Here is a 13325-nt window from a genome sequence, read left to right on the forward strand (position 1 = left end):
ACGGCGCAAGCTTCTATCATTTTACCCCCCTCACTCCTGTCTACATCTTTTAATATATATTATGAGTAAAAAACAGTTGTCATTTCAACGAACGTGGGTGGGCCACGGAATAAGGCGAGGAGAAACCCTATACGAGCGATATGCGCAGTTGCATGGCTTAAAAGATTTCTCACCCTTCCCCCTGCACAGCCCCCTTCAAGGGACTCGAAATGACAGGTGGGTACTAAAGGTCAATGCCACAAATTTTGTAAAAGCAGACATTACCACTTAAATTAAACAGGGGCAACAGATAAAATCCATTGCCCCCTGTTCATATGTAATCTCCTGCTTTCCGCTTATTTATGCGTAAGTGTCTTTTTACTGCCTACCATCCCTCTAAACTTACGTTCGTCTAATTTAAGGGTCATGGTATTTACCTGGTCGGCTGTCATAGTTTGTGATTTGCCCAGGCTTTGAACTCTTGGCCCGGATACAGCGTAGGTACCTGTTTTAATAAAGTTTAAAGCGTGTTGCAATAACACCTCTGTACTATCGCCAAAATCTTTGGTAACATCATCATAATCATTTTTACCGGGATAATCGGTGGTACCAGGATTCATACCAGCGTAATAGCCGCCTACGCCGGCCGAGTTTTTGGTTTCAAACTGGGGTACATATAACTGGTATTTATTAATATCTATAGCAAAAAAGCCTACCGGTTTACCATAGCTTGTGCGGCCAATAAATTGCACATCCATTTCGGGGCGCAGGTTATTGATAGTTAATTCGCTGGCCGAGGCTGTTGAACCTGTTACAATAAAAAACACCCGGCTGATATTTAACGTGCCGTTTTTAGCAAAATTTACGGTATTGTTTGCAGGTAAAAAGTCGCCTTTTTGAATATTATAAACCGCGCTCAACAACGGGTGGTTATCTGCCTGTAGCTTATCGTTATAGTAATAAGTGTACATTTTCGATCCATTTTTTGCAGTTGGCACAATCAGGTTGTCTAAATATTCGGCGGTTGATACATAGCCGCCGCCGTTATAACGCAAATCAACAACCAACTCGGTAACACCAGCATCCGTAAACGCCTTAAACGCTTTTAATAATTGCGGGCTGGCATTGGTTGGCGAAGTAAAGGTATTAAACACCACGTATCCCACTTTTTTTGCCCCCTCGGTAAATACTTTATAGGTTAAAACCGGGTTTGTGGTATAAGTTGCCACGGCTAATGTTACATCAGCAGATGTCCCATCAGGCTTTTTCACGGTCATGGTAATCGGGTCGGTCCCAAAAACAGCATTTACTACAAACTGAACGTTTGTTCCGTTATCATATTCCAGGTTGGTACGGGCGTTTATTTTGGTTATCTGGTAACCTCTTTTCAGGCCCGCATTATCGGCCGGCGAACCGGGATATACGTATTTGATGCGCAAATCGGTAGTTTCCTGGTATAAAACCGAAAAACCAAAATCGCCGTTGGTACCACCCAACTCTGTAGATACCGAACCGTCATCAATAAATGAATATTTGGCCGAGCCCGGATCTGCTGCATAATACTCATAAGGCTGGCCCGTGGCAGGGTTTATTTTGTATTGCGAGATTTGGTCAACCTCTTTGGTAAGTGCATCTGCATCGGTAGATGCGGTGATCTTGCGTGGCTGAAATGTTTTATAATCGGGTATGGCATCGTACCATAAATAAGTTTCCTTGGCATACAGATAAACCGAATCTTTTATCAAGTCGAGGGTAGTACCTGTTTTAGTGGGGGCAGTTAATATACCATCATCTGTGGTGGTATTTTTCTTTTTTGAGCAGGCGGATAAACCGGCTGCCAAAATTATAGTTAAGTAAAATATTTTTTTCATGTACAACGAGTATAATGTGTTAACGAAATAAAAATAAGTATGTTACAACAGACGTTACAAAAATTTATCGACGCTGATGTAGTCAACTCCAACGGTTTCAGCACATAAACTATCCACCTCCGAATTGCCTATCATCAAAATATCCCTACGTTGCAGGTTATGCTCCTGCATTAACAGGTGTATTACATCCGGCTCGGGTTTTGGGGCGGTTTCATCGGCCAGGTAGCAGGTAAGATACGGTTCAAGCTTATGCCACTCCACCTGTTTTATCTTATTTACCTGTTGTACAACTTTCCCGTTGGTTACAATAAATAGCTTTTTACGGTCAATAACCACTTCCTGAAGTAAGGTAAGTATATTTTGGTATAAAAGCAATTTCAAGGGCAGCTTGGCAGTATCAAAAAGACCGTAAAATTTATCCTTGTATTGCGCCGCAACAGGAAACTCCTCTGCAAGTTTATCAAATACAAACTCCGGCCCTTCGGCAACATAGGTATCTGTCATCAAACTAATTACTTGTTTGGCATCAACCAATTCAACATACTCCAGCATGTTTGCAAACAGGTAGTAAACCTGGTATATATAGTCTTTGGCCGGGTATAATACATCATCCAGCTCCAGTACAAACGCGGTTTTGCGCTTATCAATATCCTTATACGTCATCGTTGCCGGCAATGATTGTTATATTATATTCGTTAAATAATACCTCCGATTGTTTTAGCAGTTGGATTTCCTGTTCACGGAAGAGGTAAACCTTGCCCACCCCTAAGTCGAGGCATAAAGCCAGCATTTCGTGCGTATAACTGGTCGATGCGGGATTAGGCAGCCTAATAAGCTGGCCGGGCTTCAGCATAAAGTCCGGCAGGTCCATGTAATCGCCCATGATTATATCGGCGCCGTTTAATTTATTTTTCTGCTTGTAAGCCGGTGCAGCGTTTGCTGCCGTTATCAGTATCTTCAATTTAATAGCTAAGCTTATGGTACAATTAAACCGTCTTTCATAATAACCGTACGGTCAGATAGGTCGGCAAGTTCTTCATTATGAGTAACAATTACAAAGGTTTGGTTAAAATCTTTACGCAACTTAATGAAAAGTTCATGCAATTCCAGCGCGTTTACCGAGTCGAGGTTACCAGATGGTTCATCGGCAAATATTAACGCGGGGTTGTTAATAAGGGCGCGTGCAACGGCTACCCGTTGTTGTTCGCCGCCCGAAAGCTGGTTGGGTTTATGGCTCATCCTATCGCCCAGGCCCAATAAATCCAATAACTCTTTGGCTTTCTTTTCGGCATCTGATTTTGATACACCTGCAATAAACGCCGGGATACATACATTTTCCAGGGCGGTAAACTCGGCCAGTAAATGGTGAAACTGGAAGATAAAGCCAATTTTACGGTTCCTGAAATCGCTCAGGTTTTTATTATTAAGCTGGCTTAACTCAATATCATTAATATATAACTGCCCCGAATCCGGCCTGTCTAACGTGCCCAAAATATTAAGCAAGCTACTTTTACCGGCGCCCGATGCGCCAACAATGGTAACAATTTCGCCACGTTTAACCTCCAGGTCAACACCTTTCAATATCTGTAACTGCCCGTATGACTTGTAGATGGATTTAGCTTTAAGCATACGCAAAGTTACTATTTTGGTTGATTTTATTGCGGCGCCAATAACCTGCTAAATTTTAGCTAAATTTAAGGCGATGATGTTAAAATAGTATAACAAAATATACCAAAACCCGTATAAAGGGCGATAATACAAAACTTTAAAATAGCAATAAACTTATCGCAAACACCTAAATATAAGATATGCGCCTTCTGATAGTTTGCTGCATTATACTTTTCAATGTATCACTTATAAATGCTCAACAGCTATTTGTTGAAAAATACCCAATGAACGTTTACGGCGCCGGCATACAAAGCTGGACTATGGCACAGGATAACCAGGGGGTGCTGTATATTGCCAATAACGATGGCGTTGTTAAATATGATGGCCTAACCTGGGATTTAATGCCCATTGCCAATCAAAACTATGTGTTTTCGCTGGGCCTGAATTCAAAAAACGAGATTTTTGTTGGCTCCTATAACGAGCTTGGTTATTTCAGGAAAGATAGTGCCGCAAATTACAAGTATCATACCCTATTGCCACTGCTTCCCAAAACGTACAAAAACCTGAACGATATACGCCAAACAATAGTTTTTAATGACGAAGTGTTTTTTAATAATAATAAAAACATTTTCCGGTACAGCAAAGGCACACTTAAAATACTCAACATTGCCGATAACTGGCTGTTCAGGTTAAAAGAGCAATTGTTTTCGCTAAGCAGTAATGGTTTGTTGATTTATAAAAACGGGCAATTTGTAGATGCTGGTTTTGGCAAGCAACCCGGTGCCCTGCATGTAAAGCGAATTGCCGATTACGAAAACGGCAAATATCTTTTGCTCGACGATAACAACCGGATATGGTCATTAAACCCGCTTGAAGCGGATAGCAATAAAAAAATGTTGCTGCTTACTCAAAATCCGGTAACCAGCACAAAAAACGTCCCGGTACGAAGCCTGCTTTACCTGGACATGGGAAAAATAGTTGTGGCTACCGAGGAAGGTGTTTATATTTTAAACAAGGCTGGCCAAACGGTAAACTTCAACTCAAAGGATATGCTGGGGCTTAACCTTAACACCGGCTTTTGTTTTGTGGATAGGGCCCAAAACATCTGGCTTGGTGCCGATACCTATATTACGCAGTTAATTTCAAGTTCGCCGCTATCTATATACGACAATAATAATGGCCTCGACGGGACTATATTATCGCTTGGTAAAAAAGGCAACGATTTATATGTGGGTACCGATAAAGCACTTTTTTATAAAAACGACAATTCAACGTTTTCTGCCATCCCCGGAACCGAAAGCGAAAACTGGAACATGTTTAATTTCGGCAACAAACTATACTTAGCTCATCGTACCGGGGTTTTTGAAATACAGGGTAAAAAAGCCATCCCGCTCATCCATCATTGGTTTATCCAAACCCTGGGCGAGGTAAAAAACAAGCCCGATTGTATGATCATGGGCACCTACAACACAGGCATCTGGCTTTTATCAAAAGAAGGCAACGCCTGGCACGAGAAAAAGATCAGGGGTTTTGAACAGGAAACCCGTTACATACAACAAGATGATGAGGGTAACGTATGGATAAGCCACTACAATAAAGGCATTTATAAGCTCCGGCTAAACGCGCAGATGGATTCGGTAATCAGCACCGCCTTTTATGATACAAAAAACGGACTGCCCTCAACCCTTAACAACCGCATTTACCGCCTAAACGGCAGGATTATAGCTACCACCACCAATGGTTTTTATAGCTACAACAAAACAAAAAACAGGTTTGAGCCCGATGCTGTACTTGGCAAAGTAAGCCAGGGCGTTTGCATTTATACAGCTACACAAACTACCAAAGGCGATATTTACTTCTGGGGCGCACCATCAAAAAAAGAGCAAAGTGCAGGAGCTTTTATTAAGCAGCCCAATGGCGCGTTCAGGCTGCTGTTTACACCATTTAAAAAAATCGCGTTGGCTACACATGGCATGCTGCCTGTTGATGTAGATGCTCCGGTGCTTGCAGCCGGCATCAACCAGGTATGGATTGGTAATTTAAAGCGGGTGGTAAATTACAGCCCCAATCAGCCAACTTATTACAATAAACCTTTGCCGGTATACATTAAAACCGTAAAGGCGGCAGATTCAACCATTTTTGCTACCGGGGTAGGGTTACCGCAAAACGATATCCCGTTTTCAAAAAACAGGTTGAAATTTGTTTTTACAAGCCCGTTTTTTGAAGATGCCGATAAAATTCTATATCAATACCAATTAAACGGGTTTGAGGATAAATGGTCGGGCTGGAGCCATGACCGCGAGATTTCATTTACCAACCTTGCCGATGGCGATTACACCTTTTTTGTACGGGCCAAAAACATTTATGGGCAAATAAGCCGCACAGATTCCTATTCGTTTCATGTTAATGCGCCCTGGTTTAAAACGTGGTGGGCTTATTTGCTCTATGCATTTACAGCCGCGCTGTTGTTTTACCTGTTCAGTATATTTAACAACAGCCGTATTAAAAGGCAAAAATTGGTGCTTGAGCAAAAGGTGAAGGAAAAAACCAGGGAGTTAAGTGATAAAAACGACGAGATTTTGGCCCAAAGCAAGGCGCTCCAGGAATCAAACTTAACCAAAGACAAACTTTTCAGCATCATTTCACACGATTTAAGGGGACCAATAGGCCAGCTCAAGCAAACCCTCGACCTGGTAAAATCCGGTTCGATCTCACTTGCAGAACTGGAGGAGCTTATCCCCCATCTCGACGAAAATATTGGCTCGGCATTTAGCCTTACGGATAACCTGCTTTACTGGGCAAAAAGCCAGATGGACGGCATCCAGGTAAACCCCGTTTTATTTGACGTAATGGAAATTGCCGACGAAAACTATCACCTGTTTAAATTGAACACCGACAACAAACATATTGAACTGGTAAACAACATTAATAAAAGCATTGCTGTTTACGGCGATAGGGACATGATAAAACTGGTATTGCGCAACCTGCTTGGCAATGCTACTAAATTTACCGCGGTTGACGGCAAAATAACCCTGGGATACAGTACCAAACCCGGCTTTGTTGAAGTGTATGTAGAAGATACCGGCGGCGGCATGTCTGCCGAGGATATTGCCAAAATATTCCGCAAAGAAAACTTCCATAAAGATGGCACCTCGGGCGAAAAAGGCTCGGGGCTGGGGCTCTCGCTTTGCCAGGATTTTATCGAAAAAAATGGCGGCAAACTAACCATCCAAAGCAAATTGGGCAAGGGCAGTAAAATTTCTTTCTGGCTAAAAGGCGATGATAAAATAAGTACTGTCAAATAAACGCTACAATCCTCCCCTACTTTAAACAAAAATTGTAGATTTACCGCAAATTCTTCAAAAAACATGAATATCCACGAATATCAGGGCAAAGCGATATTGAAAAGCTTTGGCGTACGAGTACAGGAAGGCATTGTTGCTGACACACCCGAAGAGGCTGTTGCAGCTGCCCAAAAATTGAAAGAAGACCTGGGATCGAGCTGGGTGGTTATAAAAGCCCAGATCCATGCCGGTGGCCGTGGTAAAGGCGGTGGCGTAAAGCTGGCCAAAAATCACGACCAGGTGAAAGAAATTGCCGGTAATATTATTGGCATGCAGCTGGTTACCCCACAAACCGGACCCGAAGGTAAAAAAGTTAAGAAAATTTTAGTAGCCCAGGATGTTTACTACCCCGGCGAAAGCGAAGTAAAAGAGTTTTACATGAGTGTACTGCTTGATAGGGCTAAGGGCCGTAACATTATCATGTACAGCACCGAAGGCGGTATGGATATCGAGGAAGTTGCACACTCAACCCCCGAACTGATATTTAAAGAAGAAATTGACCCTAAAGTTGGCTTGCAGGCTTTCCAAACCCGCAAAATCGCTTTTAATCTGGGTTTATCGGGCGAGGCTTTTAAGGACATGACCAAGTTTATCGCGGCCCTGTACAAAGCTTACGATGCAACCGATTCATCGCAGTTTGAAATTAACCCGGTATTAAAAACATCTGACAACAAAATTTTGGCTGTTGATGCCAAGGTTAACCTGGATGATAACGCACTATACCGTCACCCCGATTACGCTGCTATGCGCGATACCGACGAGGAAGACCCTACCGAAGTTGAAGCCAGCAAATCAAACCTTAACTATGTAAAGCTTGATGGTAACGTAGGCTGTATGGTTAACGGCGCCGGCTTAGCTATGGCCACCATGGATATTATTAAAATTGCCGGCGGCGAGCCTGCCAACTTCCTTGACGTTGGTGGTACTGCCAATGCCGAAACCGTAAAAGCAGGTTTCAACATTATCCTGAGCGATCCAAACGTTAAAGCTATCCTCATCAACATCTTCGGTGGTATCGTTCGTTGCGACCGTGTTGCACAGGGTGTTATTGATGCCTACAAAGAAATTGGCAACATCCCTGTACCTATCATCGTGCGCCTGCAAGGCACCAACGCTGCCGAAGCAAAAGCACTCATCGATAACTCAGGTTTAAAAGTATTCTCGGCCATCTTATTAAAAGAAGCTGCGGAGAGAGTTAAAGAAGTATTGGCTTTGTAATTAAAGCTGGTTGAAATATATTGAAAGAGGGGCCTTGTGCCCCTTTTTTGGGTTCTTCCCCGCAACTATCCTCAACGATAATGAGCCAGTGCCATAACAAAATCAGATATCTAATAAATGATTATAGGTACGAATAAACATTTGCTTAATCAGGCGTTCTTTGCCTTCAATATTCCCGCCATATTTGTTAACCAACAAATACCCGCTAACCATCTCGTAGGTAAAATGTTCAAAAGTTTGATCTCCAATTGTATCTTCTACAATTTGGCTATAAATACGAAACCTCTGAGTATTCTCATAATCTTCTGCCCGGTTAGCAACCGGATCAATTGTCCTGGCACCAATAAAACCAAAAGAGGCTTCAGGGTAATCCTGTAAAATTATTTGCACAGATTTTAAACAGGTGATAAGAATATTAAAAACATCGCCCCGATTAATGATGTGCGAATATTTGTAATCACTCTTACTGTCTTTTTGAGCATAAAACTTCAATGCAAATACATGCTCTTCATGGTACTCTGCACGAAGTATATAAGCATAACGGGTTATGGGAGAATAGAACTTAAAAATCAAGGTAAACAAATGACTACTTGCATCTCGGCAAATTTGCTTTTGAATAAACCTTAACGGGTAACCAGGAGAATTAAAAATCAAGGGATTAAAAACGGAACCTGACCTTGTTGGGATTCGGTTGATAAACGGTCACGGCGAGGCACACTTACACGGCGGCCTGTAACAACAATTGAAGAAAGTGTTACCGGCTTCACTTCATCAAGCGGAGTCCAGCCTAAACGTTCTCCTTTTGAAACTGTCTTTTTTACTACTTTGCGTGACATTGTATACAAATATAATAAACTCCACAAATCAAATCAAGAAATGTTTTACCAACGTTTTCCTGCTATCTTATTTCTCAACCTTAATCTCCCCCCATCAAAAAGCTCCACCAATAACCGCTAAATAATCCTCCCTGTTGCATTTTTTAAAAACAATGTCCCGGCACTTGTTAAATTGCACAAAGGCTTTTAACGCTGCTATTATCTTCTCTATCATGGCCTCGTCAAGTTCTACCTCCTCAAAGTGCAGGTTGTGTACAATCAGTACCTTTTGTTTCCTGTCGGCTTTGGCATCCATGCGGGCTACAAAGGTGTCGCCAACCAGTACCGGTAAGCAGAAATAGCCATACTTACGCTTGGGTGCGGGCACAAAGCATTCAACCTGGTAGTCAAAGTCAAAAAAGTCGCGTAGCCGGTGCCTGAAAACATTCAGGATATCAAAGGGCGAAAGGATAAAGGCATCACCCACCAGTTCAACCTCGGTTTGCTGACCGGGCAGCATATAAAGCGGGGCGCTTTTCAGCCCCTCCACCTGTACGGTGCGCACTTCGCCGGTGGCTACCATTTTCTCCAGCTCCTTCTTAACCAGGTTACCCTTTACGTAACGGGCGCGCCAGGCCATTTCTTTAACGTAGGCAATACCCAATGCACCCAGCGTGCGCCTGATCACGAAGCGGGCAAACTCCTCTGCCGTGGGCATCGTCAAATCCGTATCTGCGGGGATTAAGTTCATCGGCACATCATATACCTTATGGAAAGCCCTGGTGCGGGTAATGGTCAGTTTGCCATCAAGGTACAGCCTTTCCAGCGCCACTTTGGCGGGGCGCCAGTCCCACCAGCCCGAGCTGGCTTCCAGGCGGTCGTTTTCAAAATCGCCAACCATCAGGGGGCCTTCGCGTTCCACCCTGTCGAGCACCTGTTTCATGAGGCGGGTTTCTGCCGGGCTTACAGGCTTCCGGTTTACCGAAAAAGCTTCCTTAACCGGCAGCGAAAAGCGAAAATCCCCCATCGGGATATACCCCCCATCCGAAGTAAAATATTCAAAAATCCGCCCATCCGCAGTTAGCTCGCCCAGCCATTCCGGCTCATAATCGGGCACCCGCGCGGCCATCACGTGGTGGTGCGCCCTTTCCACCACGTAATTGGTATCCAGCTGCACAAAACCCAGGTGATCAATCAGCCGGTAAACCGCCTCAATCCCCGTCCCAAATTGCGCCTGCCGGGCCAGGCCAGCGGCATGCAGGATAATTTTGCGGACCTGGGGTTTGGTGAGGGTTAGTGGTTCCATAATTCAAAATAAGGAAATATTTTGCAGATGGGACAGCTTTAAGCAAATTGTTGCGGGGCAAATACACCAAAACTGGGTTAACATAACTTAACATATTTTAAACATAAAATACATCAAACACCTTATAATCAATAATTTATATTAAAATCATGGTTAACACTAAACTGACGTCTCGCGTATCCGGAGTTGCCGAAGCATTGACCGTCTCAAATCTCACATCTAATATCTCATATCTAACTATGGCGATGCCTTTGGCCCGGGCTGTGCACTCATACGCGCACAAGGCATTAGGCTCGTGGCCGGTATCCGTTTCCATCCCTATCGCGGGGGGATTTTGTCTGAACTTGGATTAAGCAGTTTTTTCGGATTACAGGATTTTGCATACTTCAGAACTAAAACAATCACAAGTCCCCCATCGCTCTACCCTTTACACAAGACACCAAGTAGCGAAAGCCGAAGATCATTTCCTCAAAATTAGTCAACTGCATGCAAACGCTCCAGGGAACCTATACATCGAGGCGTTTTGAGTTATTTATCACGACGAATACCTATCAGTGGGAGGAGACACGCGACACGTGTACACCAGCGGACGATTACAGTTATTAGGATTTTTGAAATATAGCTGAAATTTATGAACGAACCGGCAGAGAGTAAATTACCCTTTAGGCTTGGTATTATAGCGAAGTAGTTATATATAAAATCTTGTAAGAGATTATTAGTAATTTTGTTTTGCATTGCGATAATCAAATTTATTAACATTGTTATTGAACGAACCCACGTTGGACGAAATAGATGGATTGATAAGGAAGATAAAACGCCTTGAAGGATTTTCTTTGCTCGACGAATTATTCCAGAACTATAACGGTTTGGATTATTATATTGCAGGAGGATATATAAGGAGATACTTATTAAATAAGACTGATATTAAAGTGAATGATGTTGACATTTTCGTAAATGGCGATAATTTCGCGCTGTTTTGTGATTCCCTTAAAAAACAAGGCTTAATAAAGCGTACTCCATTTGGATCGATTCGATGGTATCCAAACGCTAAACACCCGTTCTATTACGATATAGTTCATTTTAACGAGATAAATCTCGGGCTTTCTATACCCAATAATATTGACGAGTTACTATTGCAATTTGATATAAGTATCAACGCCGTCGCCTTAAATATTCGAAATCGAAAATTCTACAACCCGTTTGACGCATTAAAAGATATTGACCAAAGGGTTATTCGTTCCATTAGATTTGATTTTGGAGACGATGATATTTCAGTTACTTGCCCTATATCGCCTTTGACTACTTTATGGTTCAGAATAATTCATATTATTTCGACTATAAATTTTCAAGTTGAACAAAAAACGTTAGATTGGTTAAGGGCAAACAAATTCCGACTTGAATTCCATGATAAGTTTAAAAGACACTTTTTCATACCTGATCTTACATCAATCTCAACTTATCATATCTAAACGATGGATAAAATTGAAAGCTTAAAAGAGAAAACTAAAAACATATTTTCAAACGTACTAGGTCTTCCTCCACTGGAAATTTCACATCTTGACTTTGGTGTTATGAACGTAAAATTTAAGGTGGTTTGCTTTGGCCAAAGTTTTGTTATTAGGTACTATTTAGTTAACGGGAACGAAAAACTGAAATATGAACCGTTTTTATTAGAAGACTTCTATCAATCTGGAGTTAAAGTTCCTAAATTATCATATACTTCAGCGTCCTTAAATATAATCGATACATCATTTATAATATACGAATGGGTTGACGGTATCACGTTGAATAATTATATTAATTCTACTAAACATAATCCACCTCAAAAACTTTTAGATGATATTTGTTCTAATTTAATGGCTATTTCAGATAAAAGATTTACTGGTTATGGCGATATTTTGAACAATTCCAAAGCATTGTATGAGAGTAACCAAGATTTTCTTAAAGATGTCGTAAAAAGGGGTATTCCATTTATTGAGAGAAATCCCGCTTTTTACAAGTACAATTTAGAGGCGATTGAAAACTTCTGCGCAAACTTCATTGAGCATTTATCAAATAGAAAAAATAGTTCGAATTTTATTTGGACAGATTTTAGCTTGGATAATATCATAGTGAAGGATAATAGGCTAGCTGCCTTTATAGATTTTGAACATTCTCTATCTGGAGATGTGATTGCAACTTACGGTTATTTTTATGCCCGATATTTTGGGAAAGATATATTGGCTGATATTTTTTCATGCCTAAATCTAGGTCTTTTAGAAATCAGTCAAGACTTGAAATTCTATGCAATGATAAGACTATTGAGACTTGCAGAATATACTCTCGCAGATTTACCGAATGGGCAAAAGCGAGACGATTTATTAATCTTTTTTCCTGGAATTGAATCAACCTTATCTAATTTCTTAACATAATCTTATGGATCCTAATCCCTCACCAGCAAACCGTCAAAAGCATATAATTTTCATGTCAATTTTATCTGTGTTATTTACAGCCTTTGTTTGCTGGATATTCTATTTACGACTTCAAAATTTAGAGACCTATAAATTGTTTGCAAGGGTAAATTGGAAGAATGAAAAAAAAATTACTATTAAAGAAACACCAGTTTGGTTTTTATATGAAAAAGATTCGTCATTTATAGCAACGACAAAAATTATGAATATTGAAGACAAACAACAATTTAAGAGTATTATAGATACTACTAAAGATTTAGAATTTGTTCAAGCGATCGATAAACTAGCTTTTTATTCTAATAGTAAAGCCAATATTCCTTTGTACGTTTTGTTAATAATCGGCGGCTTGGCGTCGATACTCGGTGTTCAAATAAGAAGCCTATTTGATCTTGTCGGGCACGCTTGTTTCAAGAATGACGTTGATTTAATCAAATGGTGGCCTTGGTATGTCCTAAGACCTGTTTTTGGCTTTTTAGGAGGAGGGTTCATCGTGATAGCTTTATATTCTAAAATATTAAGCCCTGGAGAAAATGTGTCTGGCGAGCCAAATTTTTATCTTATGGGTTTAACGATCCTGGCCGGTTTTGGAATAATAGATGTTGTGGATTTAATGAGGAGCCTTTCAAAAAAAATATTTGGCACTGATAAATATAATAAACAAGAATCGCCATCAAATGATCGTCAAGAACGAAATCAGTAACAATGTGCCCCACCTTTAGCGCAAGTGTCGTGCG

At 41.3% G+C, this 13325-nt stretch carries 11 protein-coding genes and 1 pseudogene; 5 read left to right on the top strand and 7 right to left on the bottom strand.

What is annotated here, in order from left to right; all coding sequences use genetic code 11:
* Positions 1-335: 335 nt before the first annotated feature.
* Genes AC1RM2_RS04960 through AC1RM2_RS04975 form a run of 4 tightly spaced genes read right to left on the bottom strand, consistent with a single transcriptional unit; the run spans position 336 to position 3479 of the window.
* A complete protein-coding gene (locus AC1RM2_RS04960; protein WP_492983897.1) occupies positions 336-1850 on the bottom strand; it encodes a S41 family peptidase in 1515 nt (504 codons plus the stop codon).
* A 54-nt stretch (positions 1851-1904) separates the two neighbouring features.
* Complete coding sequence (locus tag AC1RM2_RS04965) at positions 1905-2513, bottom strand: HAD family hydrolase (RefSeq protein WP_492983898.1); 609 nt, start codon at positions 2511-2513, stop codon at positions 1905-1907.
* A complete protein-coding gene (locus AC1RM2_RS04970) occupies positions 2503-2811 on the bottom strand; it encodes a hypothetical protein (protein WP_492983899.1) in 309 nt (102 codons plus the stop codon). The genes AC1RM2_RS04965 and AC1RM2_RS04970 overlap by 11 nt, the downstream gene beginning before the upstream one ends.
* A gap of 14 nt (positions 2812-2825) precedes the next feature.
* A complete protein-coding gene (locus AC1RM2_RS04975) occupies positions 2826-3479 on the bottom strand; it encodes an ABC transporter ATP-binding protein (RefSeq protein WP_492983900.1) in 654 nt (217 codons plus the stop codon).
* Positions 3480-3658: 179 nt separating this feature from the next.
* On the opposite strand from AC1RM2_RS04975, the gene AC1RM2_RS04980 reads away from it, so the two are divergent.
* Both AC1RM2_RS04980 and sucC read left to right on the top strand, forming a co-directional pair.
* Positions 3659-6763: a sensor histidine kinase gene (locus AC1RM2_RS04980; protein ID WP_492983901.1), complete on the top strand. Its 3105-nt coding sequence runs from the start codon at positions 3659-3661 to the stop codon at positions 6761-6763.
* A gap of 60 nt (positions 6764-6823) precedes the next feature.
* Positions 6824-8020, top strand: a pseudogene (sucC, locus tag AC1RM2_RS04985) (ADP-forming succinate--CoA ligase subunit beta); the annotation flags it as partial.
* 102 nt (positions 8021-8122) lie between these two features.
* Here sucC and AC1RM2_RS04990 read toward each other — a convergent pair.
* The 3 genes from AC1RM2_RS04990 to AC1RM2_RS05000 all read right to left on the bottom strand — a co-directional run bounded on the left by AC1RM2_RS04990 (position 8123) and on the right by AC1RM2_RS05000 (position 10141).
* Positions 8123-8674 carry a hypothetical protein gene (locus AC1RM2_RS04990; protein WP_492983902.1) on the bottom strand — a complete coding sequence of 184 codons (552 nt, stop codon included), beginning with the start codon at positions 8672-8674 and terminating at the stop codon, positions 8123-8125.
* Positions 8671-8856, bottom strand: a complete 186-nt coding sequence (locus AC1RM2_RS04995) for a hypothetical protein (protein WP_492983903.1) — start codon at positions 8854-8856, stop codon at positions 8671-8673. The genes AC1RM2_RS04990 and AC1RM2_RS04995 overlap by 4 nt, the downstream gene beginning before the upstream one ends.
* A gap of 94 nt (positions 8857-8950) precedes the next feature.
* Positions 8951-10141 (bottom strand): winged helix-turn-helix domain-containing protein, encoded by a 1191-nt coding sequence (locus AC1RM2_RS05000; protein ID WP_492983904.1) that lies wholly within the window; start codon positions 10139-10141, stop codon positions 8951-8953.
* Positions 10142-10920: 779 nt separating this feature from the next.
* Here AC1RM2_RS05000 and AC1RM2_RS05005 point away from each other — a divergent pair.
* The 3 genes from AC1RM2_RS05005 to AC1RM2_RS05015 are packed head-to-tail and all read left to right on the top strand — an operon-like array spanning position 10921 to position 13291.
* On the top strand, positions 10921-11610 hold the full coding sequence (locus tag AC1RM2_RS05005; RefSeq protein WP_492983905.1) for a Gabija anti-defense Gad2 family protein: 690 nt from the start codon (positions 10921-10923) through the stop codon (positions 11608-11610).
* A gap of 3 nt (positions 11611-11613) precedes the next feature.
* Complete coding sequence (locus AC1RM2_RS05010) at positions 11614-12552, top strand: phosphotransferase (RefSeq protein ID WP_492983906.1); 939 nt, start codon at positions 11614-11616, stop codon at positions 12550-12552.
* A gap of 4 nt (positions 12553-12556) precedes the next feature.
* Positions 12557-13291 (top strand): hypothetical protein, encoded by a 735-nt coding sequence (locus AC1RM2_RS05015; protein WP_492983907.1) that lies wholly within the window; start codon positions 12557-12559, stop codon positions 13289-13291.
* The last annotated feature ends 34 nt before the right edge of the window (positions 13292-13325 follow it).

The sequence above is a fragment of the Mucilaginibacter sp. GW822-FHT03E02 genome, from assembly GCF_058801545.1.

Excerpts from the sequence above, each read along its gene's own strand:
- AC1RM2_RS05010 (WP_492983906.1), top strand. The coding sequence starts at position 11,614 with ATGGATAAAATTGAAAGCTTAAAAGAGAAAACTAAAAACATATTTTCA.
- AC1RM2_RS04975 (WP_492983900.1), bottom strand. The coding sequence starts at position 3,479 with ATGCTTAAAGCTAAATCCATCTACAAGTCATACGGGCAGTTACAGATA.
- AC1RM2_RS04960 (WP_492983897.1), bottom strand. The coding sequence starts at position 1,850 with ATGAAAAAAATATTTTACTTAACTATAATTTTGGCAGCCGGTTTATCC.
- AC1RM2_RS05015 (WP_492983907.1), top strand. The coding sequence starts at position 12,557 with ATGGATCCTAATCCCTCACCAGCAAACCGTCAAAAGCATATAATTTTC.
- AC1RM2_RS04980 (WP_492983901.1), top strand. The coding sequence starts at position 3,659 with ATGCGCCTTCTGATAGTTTGCTGCATTATACTTTTCAATGTATCACTT.
- AC1RM2_RS04995 (WP_492983903.1), bottom strand. The coding sequence starts at position 8,856 with ATGTCACGCAAAGTAGTAAAAAAGACAGTTTCAAAAGGAGAACGTTTA.
- AC1RM2_RS05000 (WP_492983904.1), bottom strand. The coding sequence starts at position 10,141 with ATGGAACCACTAACCCTCACCAAACCCCAGGTCCGCAAAATTATCCTG.
- AC1RM2_RS04965 (WP_492983898.1), bottom strand. The coding sequence starts at position 2,513 with ATGACGTATAAGGATATTGATAAGCGCAAAACCGCGTTTGTACTGGAG.